We start from the raw sequence: 16,358 nt of genomic DNA on the forward strand, positions 1-16,358 counted from the left end.
GACCCTCTATAATTGAAGGATCGTGGCCGATTACAAGCCCCAATCCATCGAGAGCAAGTGGCAGGAGCGCTGGCGCGAGGCGCGTGCCTTCGAGGTCACCGAGGATCCCTCGAAGCCGAAGTTCTACTGCCTCGAGATGTTCGCCTACCCCTCGGGGCACGCGCACGTCGGCCACGTCCGCAACTACATGATCGGCGACGTCGTCGCGCGCATGAAGCGGATGCGCGGCTTCAACGTCCTGCACCCGTTCGGCTGGGACGCGTTTGGCCTGCCCGCCGAGAACGCCGCGATCAAGAACGGCACGCATCCCGAGACCTGGACGCTCGAGAACATCGCGCACATGAAAGGGCAGCTGCAGCGGCTGGGCATCAGCTATGCCTGGGACCGCGAGATCGCGACCTGCCTGCCCAACTACTACCGCTGGAACCAGTGGATCTTCCTGAAGATGCTGGAGCGCGATCTGGCCTACCGTAAGCGCTCCACCGTCAACTGGTGTCCGAGCTGCCAGACCGTCCTCGCCAACGAGCAGGTCGTTGACGGCGGCTGCTGGCGCTGCGGCACGCCGGTCGAAACGCGCGACCTGGAACAGTGGTTCTTCAGGATCACGCACTACGCCGACGAGCTGATCGACGGTATGAAAGAGCTTGGCGAGTGGCCGGCCAAGGTCTTGACGATGCAGACGAACTGGGTGGGCCGCTCACAGGGCGCCCGCATACGCTTCGACGTCGAGGACTCCGGCGCCGCAGGCAGCGACTCGCATCCCGCGCCGCGCGCCTCGGTCGAAGTGTTCACGACACGGATCGACACGATCTTTGGCGCGAACTTCATCGTGCTCGCGCCCGAACATCCGATCGTCCAGCGGTTCGCCGCCGAGTCGGACGATCCGGCGGCGTTCCGAGCGAAGGTGGGCAGATTCACCGCCCAGGACAAGTCGGCGCGCCAGCAGGGCGACGTCGAGAAAGAAGGGTTCGACACCGGCCGGCGGGCGATCAACCCGTTCACCGGCAAACCCGTTCCGATCTGGATTGCCAACTTCGTGCTCGTCGACTATGGCACCGGCGCTGTGATGGGCGTGCCGGGGCACGACGAACGCGACTTCGAGTTCGCCCGCAAGTACCGCCTGCCGATCACGCTGGTCGTCCAGACCGACGAAGAGCCACTGGATTCGGCGACGATGACCCACGCGCATGCGGGTGAGGGCAGACTCGTCAACTCCGGGCCGTACGACGGCCTGCCATGGCAGGACGCCAACCATGCGATGACCGCCGAGGCGCAGAGGCGCGGGATCGGCGAGGGCACGGTGCAGTACCGGCTCAAGGACTGGGGCATCTCGCGCCAGCGCTACTGGGGCACGCCGATTCCGGTGATCTACTGCGAGAAAGACGGCATCGTCGGAGTGCCGTACGATCAGCTGCCGGTCGAGTTGCCGAAGATCGCCGAGTTCAGCGGCCGCGGCGATTCGCCGCTGGCGCAGATCCCCGAGTTCGTGAACACGATCTGTCCGACGTGCGGCGGCCCGGCGCGGCGCGAGACCGACACGATGGACACGTTCGTCGATTCGTCGTGGTACTTCTTCCGGTTCTGCGATCCGAAGGACGACCAGCTGCCGTTCGATCCCGAAACGGTCGGCTATTGGGGCCCGATCGATTTCTACAGCGGCGGCGTCGAGCACGCGATCCTGCACTTGATCTACTCGCGCTTCTTTACACGGGTATTCCGCGATCTGGGCATGACGCACCTGAGCGAGCCCTTCGCGCGGCTGCTGACGCAGGGCATGGTGCTGAAAGACGGGCAGGTGATGTCGAAGTCGAAGGGGAACGTGGTCGACCCCGACGACATGATCCAGAAATTCGGCGCCGACGCGCTCCGTCTCTACGTGATGTTCGTCGCGCCGCCCGAGAAGGAAATCGAATGGACCGACGCCGGCCTCGAAGGGAGCTGGCGCTTCCTGGCGCGCGTCTGGCGGCTCGCCGATTCGCTGCGGGACTCGATCGGGGGAGAAGGGATTCCCCTGCCGTCCACTCTGCCGCTGAACGACGCCGAGCGCGCGCTGCGACGCAAGACGCACGAGACGATCAAGCGGGTGACGGTGGATCTCGATCCGCGCGTGCATCTCAACACCGCCGTCTCGGCGATGATGGAACTCGTCAACGAGCTCTATGCTTTCTGCAGCACGAACCACTGCATCGCCATTGGCGGCGTCGAGGAACCGGAGCAGGTGGGACGCGTCGACAGCCCCTCCACGATCGCCGTGCTCAAGGAAGCGGTCGAAGCCCTCGTCCGGCTGCTGTCTCCGTTCGCCCCGCACATGTGCGAGGAGTTGTGGGAGGCGCTCGGGCATCAGGGGGGGCTCGTCGCCGCCGGCTGGCCCCAGCACGACGAGGCCGTCGCGAAAGCCTCGGAAATCGTGGTGCCGGTCCAGGTGAACGGCAAGCTTCGCGCTCGTGTGACCGTGCCGGCCGACGCGACCGACGATCAGCTGCGCGAGACGGCGCTCGCCGACCCGCTCGTGAAAGGACACCTCGAGGGCAAGACGATCCGCAAGGTTGTCGTGGCGAAGGGTAAACTGGTCAGCATCGTAGTGGGGTAGACGCCCGCGGCGAAAACGGCGGCTCCCCGCACGTCCGAGGCGGGAAGGAAGATGCGAAGACTCTCGACGGTTGGTGTGTTGATCCTGACCCTGCTTGCGCAGAGCGGCTGTGGATATTCGCTTGCCGGACGCGGGTCGTTTCTGCCGGCCTACGTCAAGCGAATCGGCATTCCGATGTTCAGCAACGCGACGACGGTGTTCGACCTCGATCGCAAAGTCACCGACCTGGTCCGCAGCGAATTCATCGGCCGCGGCAAATGGACGGTCGTTCCCGATCAGTCTGGTGTCGACGCGGTCGTGACCGGCAGCATCACCGGAGTCACGCTGACACCAGTGGCGTTCAACCAGCAGCAGCAGGCGACGCGCTATGCCCTGGCGATGACCGGCACCGTCGAGTTCAAGGACCTCCAGGCGAACAAGGTGCTCTGGAGCAATCCCGGCATGTCGTACCGGCAGGAATTCGACGTGCCCGCGTCGTCGAACACGCTCGACACCTCGACCTATTTCGGCCAGGACGCGAACGCGCTCGATCGGCTGTCGCAGGAATTTGCGCGCGCGCTGGTCAGCGCGATTCTGGAAGCCTTCTAAGCCGCGCCCGCCGCAGGCTTCGTCGCCGCAGCCATATCTGCTACAGTCGCTTTCACCTGCGAACGTAGGGAAGGAGCGCCCGTTGGCCGGAGAGGGGTCGCACGAACGCCGTCAAGTGGCCTGGATCGGACAGAACGTCACGGTCGAAGGGAAGATCACCAGCCGCCAGGACATCCGCATCGACGGTCATGTCGCAGGCTCGATCGAAGTTGGCGAGCACGAGGTCGTGCTCGGCGTCGGCTGCACCGTCAAGGCAAACCTGAACGCGCGGACCGTGATCGTCGGCGGCACCGTCAACGGTGACGTCGTCGCAACCGAGCGCATCCAGATACAGTCGACCGGCGTGCTCGTCGGCGACGTCGTCTCGCCGCGGCTGATCGTCCAGGAGGGCGGGCAGCTCCAGGGCAAGGCGGACATCGCGGGTCATCGCGCGAAGTAGCCGACGCTGCCGCCTGCGGCGCGGGCGCGCAGACCTCACGGTGATGTGAGTTTCGAGCGGCGGAGTCACGCGCCGCGCGCGCGATAGAATTCACCATGCCCCAGGCGTCGCCAACCGATCTGCGTGCCGCGGTTGCTCAGCGCAAGCCCGCGCCCGTCTATCTGATCCTCGGAGACGACGAGGCGGAGATGTCGCATCTGGTCGCCGACCTCGGTTCGCTCGTCGAGGACGAGCTGCGCGTCTTCAATTCCGATCGCCTCTACGCCGGCGAGAAGAGCACCACCCCGGCGGTGATCGTCGAAGCCTGCCGGCTGATTCCGATGCTCGGCGATCGCCGCGTCGTTGTCGTGCTGCGCGCGGAGCGGCTTCTCAAGCCGAAGCGGCGCGGCAAGGCGGCCGGCCCGGTCGACGATGGGGAAGAGCCGACCGAAGGCGTGAGCGATCTGGACGCGCTCACCGAGTACGTGCAGGCGCCCGTGCCCTCGACCACGCTGATACTGGTCAGCACGGATCTCGACAAGACCAGGCGCATCGGCAAAGCGCTCCTCAAGCACGCGACCGTCGTCGAGTGCTGGGGGCTCAAGAACGAAAAGAATCCGCGCTACATCGATTTTCGCGCAACGCTGCGAAAGGCGGAAGAGATGGTCCGCCGCATGGTCGCGGAGGCGGGGCAGCAGATCGAGCCGTCGGCGGCGCGACTCGTCGCCGAGCGCGCCGGCGTCGACATCGTCCGGCTGCGCGGCGACGTCGAACGGCTGAAGCTGTATGCGGCAGGCAAGGCGACGATCACGCTGGCCGACGCCCAGGAAGTCGTCAGCGCGGAAACTGCGCAGGACGACTGGGCGGTCACCAACGCGATCGGCCAACGCAATCACGCTGAGGCGCTGCGTCAGCTGTCGCTGGCCATCGACGCCGGAGCGGTGCCCTACATGATCCTGGGGCAGCTCGCCTGGTTCGTGCGCGACAAGTTGGCGAACATCGACGTCAGACGGGTTCCCGCGGCGGTCGACGCGCTGTTTCGCGCCGACCTCGACCTGAAGCGGTCGGGCGGTGAGCCAAAGGTCCTGCTCGAGCGGCTGGTCGTCGAATTGTGCGGCGGCCGGTAGCCGGGCGACGGCAAGCCGGAGAGCGCGAACGAAGCCGGGTCTGAAGACCCGGCCTACGGGGCCGCGTAGCGCGGAGCTTCAGCTCCGCCAAAGATGCCGGGGAACCCCGTAGCGCGGAGCTTCAGCTCCGCCGACGTCTCGGCTCTCGCTCCGCGGCTCTGCCGGGCCGGGCGGAAACCGCGCCTATGCCGCGGTGCGGCGCGCGACCCGCTTGGCGAGGCGCGATTTGTAGCGGGCGGCGGCGTTGCGGTGAATGACCTTCTTGCCGGCGAGCTTGTCGACGAGCGAAATGGTCTCGCGCAGGGCGTCCTTCACCTTGGCGGGATCACCCGAGTCGATGGCGACGCGAATGCTACGCAGCGCGGAGCGCATGCGTGAGCGGTACTGACGATTGGCGTCGCGCTTGACGAGGCTCTGACGGTACGCCTTGATTGCGGAATCGTGACTGGCCATAAACCTCTGATTGTACCACAGTAACTCAGCCGCGCCCCTTCAAGCGTCGCAGCGCCCGCCGTTCCCGCCGATCTGGGGCTCCTGCCGACGCCGGCCTCAGAAACGGTCCCGCCAGCCGCGCAATCCGGCGCAGCTCGATCTCCTCGGGCGACGGCTTGGGCGTCAGGTCTTCGTAGAGTAGCCGCGCATCGGCCTTCCGCACATGCTGCTCGGTGAGCGCCCGCACGACGACCTTCTGTCGTCTTCCGAACCGATGCGTGATGTCGATCTCGTCGCCCGCCTTGATCTCGCGATGCGGCTTGGCCGCCTGGCCGTTGACGTCCACCTTTCCACCCTCGCACGCCTTCTTCGCGTCCGAGCGCGTCTTGAAGAGGCAGGTTATGTCGAGCCAGACGTCGAGGCGCATCGAAGGAATGTGGAAATGTGGAGATGTGGGAATGTGGAAATGCCACGGTACCAGATTTCCACATCTCCACATTTCCACATTTCCAAATTTAATTCCCTCTCAGCGCCGTCACGGGATCGGTGTCGGCGGCGCGGCGGGCGGGAAGCCAGGTGGCGCCGAGGGCGACGCAGGCCAGCAGGCAGGTGACGGCGGCATAGGTGGCGGGATCGTGGGGCGCGACGCCACGCAGGAACGCTGCGGCGAAACGGCTGGCCGGCAGTGCGATGGCCAGGCCGGCGGCGAGACCGGCGGCGATCGGGATCGCGCCTTCCCGCAGCACCAGGGCGCGGATGCGATTGCGATCGGCGCCGAGGGCGATGCGGATGCCGATCTCGCGCGTGCGGAGCGCCGTCACGTACGACGCGACGCCGTAGATGCCGATCGAGGCCAGCGTCAGCGCCAGCAGGGCGAATGCGCTGAAGAAGGCCGCTCCCATCCGCTGCGGCATGACGAGCTGCCGGACCTGCCACTCGAACGGCCTCACCGGAGTCAGAGGCGCCCGTGGATCGACGGCGCGCAGTTCGTCCCCGAGCGCCGGCACCAGCGCTCGCACGTCGCCCGAGGTCCGGACGATCAGCGTGCCGCGATCCATGGCGAAGGGACCGGACGGCTGTGCGAACGGGGCATAGAGGTAGGGTGAGGGCCGCTCGTCGAGGGAGCGGATCTTGGTGTCCTCGACAACTCCGACGATCTGGATGAAGTGGGTGTCATCGACCATGATCCGCCCCATCAGCGGATCGCGGTCGCGCCAGAACTGTTTCACCGCCGTCTCGTTGACGATGCCGACGAGCGGCGCGCCGGCGGTGTCGGCCGGACCGAACGCGCGGCCGCGCAGCAGCCGCGTGCCTGCCGCCGCGAAATATTCCGGCCCAACGTTCGCGACGTACACATGGGTGTCGTCGCCGGGCCGCTTCTGATAGCCGGCGATCGTGGCGCTCATGGACATGGAGCCGTTGACCGGCAGCACATTGGTCCACGCAACTGCGGTCACGCCGGGCAGCCGGTGAACACGCACGAGCGTCTCGTCGAAGAACCGGGCTGCCCGGGCACGGTCGAAGCCACTCACCGACGGGGTCAGCGTCGTCGTGGCAGCGCCCGCCGGCACGAAGCCGAGCGGCACCTGCACGGCGGCGGTCAGGCTCTGGATGAAGAGTGCCGTGCCGGCGAGCAGCACGAGGCTGAGCGCGAGTTGTGCCGCTACGAGCCCCGAGCGCAACCGGCTCCGAGTCGTGACCCTGCCGTAGATCCGGAGCGGCACCGGCGCGGTGTCGCGCGCCGCCTGCCAGGCCGGCAGCAAGCCCGAGAGCACGACGGTCGTGCCGGAGACCAGAACGGCGAACGTCAGCGCCGTGCGATTGACGCCGAGCGGCAGCACGCCGATATCGAGACCGCCTGGCAGCTGAAAGCGCGAGATCAGCCGAAGGCACAGCGACGCCACCTCGAGACCGATCGCGCCGCCGAAACCCGCCAGCACCAGACTCTCGGCGAGCAGCTGCCTGAAGATCCGGGCACGTCCGGCGCCGATCGCCAGCCGCACCCCGATCTCGTGGCGGCGCGCCGCGGCGCGGGCGAGCTGCAGGTTGGCGACGTTGGCGCAGCCGATCAGCAGGGTGAGCGCCACGACCGCGGCGAGCAGCCCGACGAAGGTGGACACGCCGTTCGCGTCGCCGAGCGCGCGGGCGCCGAGTGGCATCAGCTCGACGCGCGGCTCCGCACTCTTGTCGTCAGGATGCTGGTGGGCATACATCGCGTCCATCGCCGCCGCGGCGGCCGCCGCCGACACGCCGGGCCGAAGCCGGCCGATCGTCGTCAGCCACACGAAGCCGCGGTTCTCGAGTGCGCGAGGCGCGCTGAACGGGCTCGCCAGCAGGCGCGCGGCCGACGACACCGGCAGATAGATCTTTGGCGGACGCGCGAGGCTGGTGCCGCGGAAGCCGTCCTCGACGATGCCGACAATGGTAGCGGGTGCGCCGCTGACGTGGATCGTACTGCCGACGGCGGCCGTATCCGCATTCAATCGCGTCTGCCACCAGTCGCGGTCGATCACCACCGCGAGATCGCCGCTGGTGGCATCCCCTGGACCGAGCAGGCGGCCCGCCGAGGCTCCCACGCCGAGCACGGTGAAGTAGTTCGGCGAGACGAGCGCGCTGTCGATCGGCTCGGCGACGCCGTCGATCGCTACCGCCACGCGCACGTTGGCGGCGGCGGCGATGCCGGTGAAGACGTCCGTGCGCGTCGTCCACTCGCGGTAGTCCGGCAGCGACGCCGACCATGTGAACGCCACCAGACGCTGGGGATCGGCCACCCGAAGCGGCCGCAGCACGGTCGCGTCGGCGAGCGTGAAGATGGCCGTGTTGGCGCCGATGCCGAGCGCCAGCGTCGACACCGCAGCGAGCGTGAAGCCCGGGCTGCGCCGGAGCGTGCGAAACGCATAGAACACGTCACGCGACAGGCCGTTCATCGGGAGTCCTTTCAGCAGGAGGAGCCACTCGCTCGGAACGCTGACGGCAAGATCGGCGAAGAGCCGCGGCATGGTCTTGAGTCCCCGTCCCGCCGCCGCGGCGCGTGCACACTGCAGCATCTCGCCGGCGTACTCGCGCCGTAACCCTGGCGGATAGGCGCGCAGCGCGACCGCATACAGCCGGATCAGCAGCCTCGTCACGCCCGCACCCGCTTGGCTCGCGCGGCGCCGACGAGGCGCGCCATGCGTTCGGTCTCGGCCGCAAGGACCGCGCGCCCGAGCGGCGTGAGCCGGTAATACCGCCGGCGCTCGTCGTCCACGACCGGGTCGGGCCGCTCGTCGGCTTCTTCGATCAGACGACTCGCGATCATCCGCTTGATGGTCCCGTACAGCGTGCCGGGGCCCATGCGGACGAGGCCATCGGTCAGGCGCTCGACTTCCTGCATCACGGCGTAGCCGTGACGATCCTCGTCGGCGAGCGCCAGCAGAATGTGAGCGATGGCCGGTGTGAGCGGCAGGAAGTCGCGTGGATCGGGCGGGATCCGGCTCATATATCCGTCACGGATATATTAGACGCAGGGGACCTGATTTTGGTTGGCAGGAGCCGCCGGCGGCGCGCGCCGGCCTAGCGATTGACCAGAGTGGCGCCCGGGGATGGCCGGTTGGAGTAGCTGACGGTCTCCCGGCCGTCGACGACGCGGACGATGCGGTAGATCGCGGTGGGGGAGTTCACGGCCTGTGTCGCGTCGGTGTTCTTCTTGATGCGCGCCACATAGTTGCGCGTCTCCTTGTACGGCGGCACGGTCCGGCCGTACTTGTCGACGGCGCCCGGGCCGGCGTTGTACGCGGCGAGCGCCAGCGAGACGTCGTTGCCGTAGCGCGTCATCAGGCTCTTCAAATAGGCGACTCCCGCGCGGATGTTCTCGCCGGGATCGTAGGCGTTGGTCACCCGGTATTCCGCGGCGGTCTGCGGCATCAGCTGCATCAGCCCCATCGCGCCTTTTGGCGAGCGCGCCTGCGGATTGAACGCCGACTCCGCCTGGATCACCGCGCGGACGAAAGCGGGGCTGAGGGCGTTCGCGGTCGCGTGCTCGCTGATGAGTGATTCGAACTGCGCCGCGCGCGGCGACGGAGCCTTGGTCGACCGGTAGGGACTTCCGTCGGAGCCGAACACCAGGTAGGTCTTCGCCGAAGGATCCCGGGGTTGGTCCGAGATGACCAGCCGGCCGTTGACGTCCTTCCACGAGTAAAGCTCCGCATGCGCGGGCGACGGAGTCAGCGCGCACAGCATGGCGGAGAGGAGAGCGGCCCGGACCATGTTTTCGTTTGAGCTCAGCAGTTTAGCGCGGGTAGCGCCGGGTCGGGACAGCGCAAGTCCTTTGCCGCGCGCGTTCAACGACTTACCGGGACCTTATCGGTCCACGCGCACCAATCCTGCACAATCGATCACGGATCTGGAATCAGGCTCAGCGCCGGGCGCGGGGATGAGCCGCCGTCGAACGACAGGGGTCAAACGGGGGTCAAACCGGGGTCAGACCACCATGTGTTCGTAGGGGTAGTCAGATTCTGCCGAAAACCCGGCGGCCGCAGTGTTTCCCGAGCGGCGTACCCCTATGATCACCTGGTGGTCTGACCCCGGTTTGACCCCGGTCTGACCCCGGCGCTACAGCTGCGCGGCGAGGATCTCCGGCGCCCTCGCGAGCAGCTCATCGATCTTCGCCGGATCCTTGCCCCCCGCCTCGGCGAAATCGGGACGGCCGCCCCCGCCCCCCCCGACGATGGGCGCCAGCGCCTTCACGAGTTGGCCAGCCTGGACGCGCGACGTCAGGTCCTTGGTCACCGACGCCACCAGCGACACCCTGCCGTCGTTCTCCGACGCGAGCACGACGACACCTGACCCGAGGCGATCGCGGAGGGAATCGGAGAGGCCGCGCAGGGCCCCCTTCTCGAGGCCGCTGACCCGCCGGGCAATCAGCTTCACGCCCTTCACCTCGCGCGTATCGTCAGCGGCGCCGGCCGCGCCGCCGCCGAGCGCCGCCTTCAGCTTCGCCTGCTCCAGTTCGCGCCCCAGCCGCTTCACGTCCGCCTGCAGGCGCTGCAGGATCTCGACACCCTGGTCGGGCGGCGAGTTCAGCGCGTCGGCGATGCGATCGAGCGCCGCGCGCTGGTGCTGCCAGTGGGCCACGGCGCCGTCGCCGGTCAGCGCCTCGATGCGGCGCACCCCCGCCGCGACGCCGCTCTCCTGGGTGATGACGAAGAATCCGATATTTCCCGTGGCGCTGACGTGGGTGCCCCCGCACAGCTCGAGGCTGAAGCCCGGCACCGACACCACGCGCACGCGATCGCCGTACTTCTCGCCGAAGAGCGCCATCGCGCCCGACGCCATCGCCTCGTCGGTGCTGCGCACCTCGGTCGTCACGGTCGTGTTGCGGTGGATCTGCTCGTTGACGATCCGCTCGATGCGGTCGAGCTGTTCACGCGTGACCGCGGCATGGTGGACGAAGTCGAAGCGCAGGCGGTCGGGGGCGACCAGCGAGCCAGCCTGCTTGACGTGCGAGCCCAGCACCTGGCGAAGCGCCGCGTGCAGCAGGTGCGTCGCCGTGTGGTTGCGGCGCGTCGCGTCGCGCACGCGCTCATCGACGGCGGCGGTCACGCGGTCGCGCGGAGCGATTGCGCCTCCCGAGACGACAACCCGGTGGGCGCGGGGCGCGCCGGGAGCGATCCGCGCCAGACCGGCGACAGCGGCAGACGCGCCGCCGCCCTCGATGGCGATCGTCCCGCTGTCAGAGACCTGGCCGCCCGATTCGACGTAGAACGGCGTCCGCTCGAGCACGATGAAGCCGCGCGCGCCGGCCTCCAGCTGCGCCACCTGCTTGCGATCTTCGTCGAACACGGCGAGTACCGGAACGCCGGTCACGGACGTCTGGTCGTAGCCCTCGAACCGGTCGCCTGCGGCAACGGTCGTGCGGCGCGCCTCGTCCGACTCGAACGCGAAATCCTGCACCTTCCTGGCGTCGAACGAGCTGCCCGCGCGCGCGCGTTCGCGCTGTCCCTCCATGGCACGCTCGTATCCCTCGCGATCGATGCCCAGCTCGCGTTGGCCGGCCAGGTCCTCCATGAAGTCGATCGGCACGCCGAGCGAATCGTAGAGCCGGAACATCTCGTCGCCTGCCAGCACCCTGGATCCGGCCGCCGCCCGATCGAGCGCCTCTTCGAGACGCGGCAGACCGGCCGTGAGGACAGCGTCGAACCGGTCTTCTTCGCTGCGGACGACCGTCACGATGTTGTCGCGGTGACGTCGCAGTTCGGGATAGGCGTCGCCCATCTCCGAGACCACGCTGTCGACCATTGCGTGCAGGACAGGCTCAGTGAAGCCTAGCTTCTTGCCATGCCGCATCGCGCGACGCATGATCTTCCGCAGCACGTAGCCCCGCCATTCGTTCGACGGGACGACGCCGTCGGCGATCAGGAACGTCATCGCCCGCAGATGGTCGGCGACGACGCGCATCGAGACGTCCGACGGATCGTCGGGCGACGCCGTGTACCGGCGCCCGGCGCGCGTGCCGATCGCGTCGAGAATCGGCGTGAAGAGGTCGGTGTCGTAGTTCGAGAGCTTCCCCTGGATCACGGCCGTGATGCGTTCGAGACCCATGCCCGTGTCGATCGACGGCGCCGGCAGGGGGTTCAAGGCGCCGCCGGCCTGGCGGTCGAACTCCATGAACACGTTGTTCCACACTTCGACGTAGCGGTCGCAGCGGCATTCGAGCCCGACACACGAGCCGCCGGCCGCCTCGACCTCGCAGGGGACCTGGTTGCCACGGAAATAGTGGATCTCCGAGCAGCGGCCGCAAGGGCCGGTTTCGCCCATCTGCCAGAAGTTCTCCGCCAACCCCAGTTCCGTGATGCGATCGGCAGGCACGAGCTTCTTCCAGATCCCGTAGGCCTCGTCGTCGCGAGGGATGCCGGCATCCCCCTTGAAAATCGTCGGGAAGAGGCGGTCCGGGGCGAGCTGCCACACCGTGGTCAGCAGTTCCCATGCGAAGGGAATCGCGTCGGCCTTGAAGTAGTCGCCGAACGAGAAATTCCCGAGCATCTCGAAAAAGGTGTGGTGGCGCAGCGACGGTCCCACGTTGTCGAGATCGTTGTGCTTCCCGCTCACGCGCATGCACTTCTGCGAGGTCGTGGCGCGGCGGTAAGGACGCGTCTCCTTGCCGAGGAACGCATCCTTGAACTGGTTCATGCCGGCGTTGGTGAAGAGCAGCGTCGGGTCGTCGGCCGGCACCAGCGAGGAGCTCGAGACCACCGCGTGGCCATGTTTCTCGAAGAAGGTGAGGAAGCTGGCGCGAATTTCCCGAGAGGTCATCCGCATATTGTAGCGAAAGAGCCCCCCATGCCAGGGCTCCGCCTGGCGGCAGGGCCGAGTTACGATGGACCGGACAATGGACGCCCTCTTCGAAGGAGGCGGTGCAGTCGGCGCCATCATGGCCGGGCACGACTGGGCGGCGACGCCGCTTGGGCCGCCGGATACCTGGCCGCGCAGCCTCCGGACCATCGTGCGCGTCCTCCTCACGTCGCGCTACTCGATGTGGATAGGCTGGGGCCCCGAACTCGCGTTTCTCTACAACGACGCCTACGCCCACGACACGCTCGGCGCCAAGCACCCCTCGGCGCTCGGCCGGCCTGCGCGCGAGGTGTGGGCGGAGATCTGGGATCAGGTGCACCCGCGCGTCGACCGCGTGCTGCGGTACGGAGAAGCGACCTGGGACGAGGATCTCCTGCTGTTCCTCGAGCGCAGCGGCTATCGCGAAGAGACCTATCACACCTTCTCGTACAGCCCGCTGCCGGACGACGAGGGGCGAATCGCCGGGAATTTCTGTGTCGTCACCGAGGGCACCGAGCGGGTCATTGGCGCGCGGCGCCTGGCACTCCTGCGCGATCTGGCGGCCCGGCTGGCGCGGGCGATCACCGAGCGCGATGTCTGCGCGGCGGTGGTCGAAAGCCTGACCGTCGAGTCGCGAGACATCCCGTTTTCGCTGCTCTATCTGTTCGACGACAGCGGTTCACAGGCTGAACTGGTGTGTGCGTCCGGCTTCGAGTCCGTCGCAGCCCTGCCGGCGGTGGTCGATCTCACGTCGCCATCGGCGCCGTGGGGACTGTTCGAGGTGGCCGGCCGTCCGGCCGGCGTGGTGGTTCCTGCGCGGCCGCCCGCCGGCGTAGCGGCGCTGCCGCGGGGCCCCTGGCAGGATTCGCCGTCGCGGCTTCTGGTCGTGCCGCTGCAGCACAAGGGGCAGGGCGGGGCCTTCGTCGCCGGCCTGAATCCCTACCGCGTCGTCGACGACAGCGTTCGCAGCTTCGTCGGCCTGCTGGTCGGGCAGCTCGCCGCGGGGCTGGCCAGCGCCCGCGTCTACGAAGAAGAGCGGCGGCGCGCCGAAGCGCTGGCGGCCATCGACCGTGCCAAGACGGCGTTCTTCTCCAATGTCAGCCACGAGTTCCGCACGCCGCTGACGCTGATGCTCGGCCCGACGCAGGACGCGCTGGCTGCCGGCGGGGCCCTGACTGGAGAGGCGCTCGAAACCGTCTATCGCAACGAGCTGCGGCTGCTCAAGCTCGTCAACTCGCTGCTCGACTTCTCGCGCATCGAGGCGGGGCGTACGCGCGCCACCTACGAACCGACCGACGTGTCGGTGTTGACCGCCGACCTGGCCAGCACCTTCCGCTCGGCGATCGAACGCGGCGGGCTGCGGCTCGACGTCGACTGCGCGCCGCTGCCCGAGCCGATCTATCTCGATCGGCAGATGTGGGAGAAGATCGTCCTCAACCTCATCTCGAACGCGTTCAAGTTCACGTTCGACGGGCACGTGCGCGTGGCGACCGCCTGGCATCCTGGCGCCGCTGTTCTCACCGTGTCGGATACCGGCGTCGGGATTCCGCCCGAGGAACTGCCGCGCGTATTCGAGCGCTTTCACCGCATCGAGGGAACGCGCGCGCGGACGCACGAGGGGTCCGGGATCGGTCTCGCGCTGGTCCGCGACCTGGTGACGCTGCACGGCGGCGACATCACGGTGGCCAGCGAACCCGAACGCGGGACGACGTTCACGGTGACGATTCCGTCGGGGCATGCGCACCTCGAGCGGTCGCAGATCGGCGAAGGCGGGAGGGTCGACGCCGGCGCGATCGGCCCGCAGGCGTTCGTCGTCGAAGCGGAGCGCTGGCTCGACAGTGCGCCGGACGCTCCCGCGGACGCGGCCGCGACGGCGCGGGGCACGGAGGCCGGCGCCGAGCGGGGCCGCATCGTTCTCGCCGACGACAACGCCGACATGCGCGAGTACGTGCGGCGGCTGCTCGGCGCGCGCTGGAACGTGGAAGCGGTCGGCGACGGCGCGCGGGCGCTCCAGGCCGTGCGGCGGGCCCGTCCCGACCTGCTGATTACCGACGTGATGATGCCCGAGCTCGATGGCTTCGGGCTCGTCGCGGCGCTGCGCGCCGATGACGTGCTCCGCGACCTGCCGGTGCTGATGCTGTCGGCGCGCGCCGGCGAGGAAGCGCGCCTCGAGGGACTGCAGACCGGCGCCGACGACTACCTGGTGAAACCGTTCTCGGCGCGCGAGCTGATCGCGCGCGTCGAGATGCAGCTGCTGCGCGCCTCGATTCGCGCCGTCGAGAACCTGCAGCGGCGCCAACTCGCGGAGGTCTTCGCGCAGGCGCCGGCCGCGATCGCCATCCTGCGCGGACCGGACCACGTCTTCGAGCTGGCGAATCCCGCCTACCTCAAGCTGGTGGGCGAGCGCGACCTGCTCGGCATCCCGGCGCGTCAAGCCCTGTCGGAGCTGGAAGGGCAGCACCTGTTCGAGCTCCTCGACCAGGTCTACACCAGCGGCGAACCTCACGTCGGCAAGGCGCACCGCGTCATGATCGTCTCGCGGCCCGGCGGCCCGCTCGAAGAGTCGTTCTTCGACTTCGTCTATCAGCCGATGCGCGACACGGCCGGGGCGATCGAGGGCATCGCGGTGGTCGTCTTCGAAGTCAGCGAGCTGGTGCGCGCCCGCCGGGAGGCGGAATCGGCCAGCCGCGCCAAGGACGAGTTCCTGGCGATGCTCGGCCACGAGCTGCGCAATCCGCTGGCCCCGATGCTGACCGCGCTGCAGCTGATGCGACTGCGCGGCGATTCGGCGCTCGAGCGCGAACGCGTCGTCATCGAGCGTCAAACACGCCACCTGGTGCGGCTGGTCGACGATCTCCTGGACGTCTCGCGGATCGCACGAGGCAAGATCGATCTCCGGCTCGAACCTCTCGACCTCGCCGACATCGTGGCCAAGGCGATCGAGATGGCCAGCCCGCTGCTCGAGGAGCGCGGCCACGCGCTCGAAGTGGACGTGGCCCGCGGTCTGGTGGTCGACGGGGACCCGGCGCGGCTGGCGCAGGTCGCCGCGAACCTGCTGACCAACGCGGCGAAGTACACCGAGAAGGGCGGCCGTGTCTGGCTGCACGCGGCGGCAGCCGACGGGCGGGCCGTGCTCACCGTCCGCGACAGCGGCATCGGCATCTCGCCGGAGATGCTGCCGCGGGTGTTCGACATGTTCACGCAGGAGCGCCAGGCCCTCGACCGCACGCAGGGCGGCCTTGGCCTGGGGCTGACGATCGTTCGCAACTTCACCGCGCTGCACGGCGGCACGGTGGAGGCGCGCAGCGACGGACGCAACCGCGGCAGTGAGTTCATCGTCCGGCTTCCGCTCGCCGCCGGGCGGGCGGAGCGCGTGTCGGCGGCCGCACCCGAACGAAGCGTGGCCGCAGCCGCGCCCCACGGCCCTTCGGTGCTGGTCGTGGACGACAACGAGGATGCGGCCGCGATGCTGGCCGAATACGTCGAATCGCTCGGCTACCGGGTGCGGGCGGTGCACGACGGTGTGGCGGCGCTCGATGCCGCGATCGAGGCGGCGCCCGACATCGCGCTGCTCGACATCGGCCTGCCGGTGATGGACGGCTATGAGCTCGCGGCACGGCTCCGCCAGACTGAGGCGGGATCGGCGGTGAAGCTCGTCGCGATCACGGGATACGGACAACCGGCCGACCGCGAGCGCACGCGCGCGCTGGGATTCGACGCCCACCTGGTCAAGCCGGTCGATCTGGACGTGCTCGCCGACCTCCTGCAGTCGTTCAGCGGCTAGACCCGAGCGGATTGTCCAGGGCGGGGCAGGCCTGAAGGCCTGCGCTACGTCGAACCCCTTTGTAGCGCGGGGCTTCAGCCCCGCCTCACGGCAGGCCTGAAGGCCTGCGCT

11 protein-coding genes are annotated in these 16,358 nt (G+C 68.4%); 5 read left to right on the forward strand and 6 right to left on the reverse strand.

Going from position 1 to position 16,358, the window contains the following annotated elements; all coding sequences use genetic code 11:
• Positions 1-22 precede the first annotated feature (22 nt).
• The 4 genes from leuS to holA all read left to right on the forward strand — a co-directional run bounded on the left by leuS (position 23) and on the right by holA (position 4,723).
• On the forward strand, positions 23-2,590 hold the full coding sequence (gene leuS / locus VGI12_16240) for a leucine--tRNA ligase (protein ID HEY2434227.1): 2,568 nt from the start codon (positions 23-25) through the stop codon (positions 2,588-2,590).
• A 51-nt stretch (positions 2,591-2,641) separates the two neighbouring features.
• On the forward strand, positions 2,642-3,178 hold the full coding sequence (gene lptE, locus VGI12_16245; GenBank protein ID HEY2434228.1) for an LPS assembly lipoprotein LptE: 537 nt from the start codon (positions 2,642-2,644) through the stop codon (positions 3,176-3,178).
• 115 nt (positions 3,179-3,293) lie between these two features.
• Positions 3,294-3,617 carry a polymer-forming cytoskeletal protein gene (locus tag VGI12_16250; GenBank protein HEY2434229.1) on the forward strand — a complete coding sequence of 108 codons (324 nt, stop codon included), beginning with the start codon at positions 3,294-3,296 and terminating at the stop codon, positions 3,615-3,617.
• 95 nt (positions 3,618-3,712) lie between these two features.
• Complete coding sequence (gene holA / locus VGI12_16255) at positions 3,713-4,723, forward strand: DNA polymerase III subunit delta (GenBank protein ID HEY2434230.1); 1,011 nt, start codon at positions 3,713-3,715, stop codon at positions 4,721-4,723.
• A 183-nt stretch (positions 4,724-4,906) separates the two neighbouring features.
• On the opposite strand, the gene rpsT is transcribed toward holA, so the two are convergent.
• The 6 genes from rpsT to alaS all read right to left on the reverse strand — a co-directional run bounded on the left by rpsT (position 4,907) and on the right by alaS (position 12,445).
• Positions 4,907-5,176 carry a 30S ribosomal protein S20 gene (gene rpsT / locus VGI12_16260; GenBank protein HEY2434231.1) on the reverse strand — a complete coding sequence of 90 codons (270 nt, stop codon included), beginning with the start codon at positions 5,174-5,176 and terminating at the stop codon, positions 4,907-4,909.
• 25 nt (positions 5,177-5,201) lie between these two features.
• Positions 5,202-5,582 (reverse strand): RNA-binding S4 domain-containing protein, encoded by a 381-nt coding sequence (locus VGI12_16265; protein ID HEY2434232.1) that lies wholly within the window; start codon positions 5,580-5,582, stop codon positions 5,202-5,204.
• An 88-nt stretch (positions 5,583-5,670) separates the two neighbouring features.
• Positions 5,671-8,283: an ABC transporter permease gene (locus tag VGI12_16270; GenBank protein ID HEY2434233.1), complete on the reverse strand. Its 2,613-nt coding sequence runs from the start codon at positions 8,281-8,283 to the stop codon at positions 5,671-5,673.
• A complete protein-coding gene (locus VGI12_16275) occupies positions 8,280-8,633 on the reverse strand; it encodes a PadR family transcriptional regulator (GenBank protein HEY2434234.1) in 354 nt (117 codons plus the stop codon). The genes VGI12_16270 and VGI12_16275 overlap by 4 nt, the downstream gene beginning before the upstream one ends.
• Positions 8,634-8,707: 74 nt before the next feature.
• Complete coding sequence (locus VGI12_16280; protein HEY2434235.1) at positions 8,708-9,400, reverse strand: lytic transglycosylase domain-containing protein; 693 nt, start codon at positions 9,398-9,400, stop codon at positions 8,708-8,710.
• Between the two features lie 345 nt (positions 9,401-9,745).
• A complete protein-coding gene (gene alaS, locus VGI12_16285; GenBank protein ID HEY2434236.1) occupies positions 9,746-12,445 on the reverse strand; it encodes an alanine--tRNA ligase in 2,700 nt (899 codons plus the stop codon).
• A 76-nt stretch (positions 12,446-12,521) separates the two neighbouring features.
• Here alaS and VGI12_16290 point away from each other — a divergent pair, with 76 nt between their 5' ends.
• The gene (locus VGI12_16290) at positions 12,522-16,247 is read left to right on the forward strand and encodes an ATP-binding protein (protein ID HEY2434237.1); all 3,726 of its coding nucleotides are present in this window, start codon (positions 12,522-12,524) and stop codon (positions 16,245-16,247) included.
• Positions 16,248-16,358 lie beyond the last annotated feature (111 nt).

Source organism: Vicinamibacterales bacterium, assembly GCA_036496585.1.
GTDB lineage: Bacteria > Acidobacteriota > Vicinamibacteria > Vicinamibacterales > 2-12-FULL-66-21 > JAICSD01.

Bases quoted from the DNA above. Each gene is read 5' to 3' on its own strand.
- lptE (HEY2434228.1), top strand. From the start codon at position 2,642: ATGCGAAGACTCTCGACGGTTGGTGTGTTGATCCTGACCCTGCTTGCG.
- holA (HEY2434230.1), top strand. From the start codon at position 3,713: ATGCCCCAGGCGTCGCCAACCGATCTGCGTGCCGCGGTTGCTCAGCGC.
- rpsT (HEY2434231.1), bottom strand. From the start codon at position 5,176: ATGGCCAGTCACGATTCCGCAATCAAGGCGTACCGTCAGAGCCTCGTC.
- VGI12_16265 (HEY2434232.1), bottom strand. From the start codon at position 5,582: ATGCGCCTCGACGTCTGGCTCGACATAACCTGCCTCTTCAAGACGCGC.
- VGI12_16275 (HEY2434234.1), bottom strand. From the start codon at position 8,633: ATGAGCCGGATCCCGCCCGATCCACGCGACTTCCTGCCGCTCACACCG.
- VGI12_16280 (HEY2434235.1), bottom strand. From the start codon at position 9,400: ATGGTCCGGGCCGCTCTCCTCTCCGCCATGCTGTGCGCGCTGACTCCG.
- alaS (HEY2434236.1), bottom strand. From the start codon at position 12,445: ATGACCTCTCGGGAAATTCGCGCCAGCTTCCTCACCTTCTTCGAGAAA.
- VGI12_16290 (HEY2434237.1), top strand. From the start codon at position 12,522: ATGGACGCCCTCTTCGAAGGAGGCGGTGCAGTCGGCGCCATCATGGCC.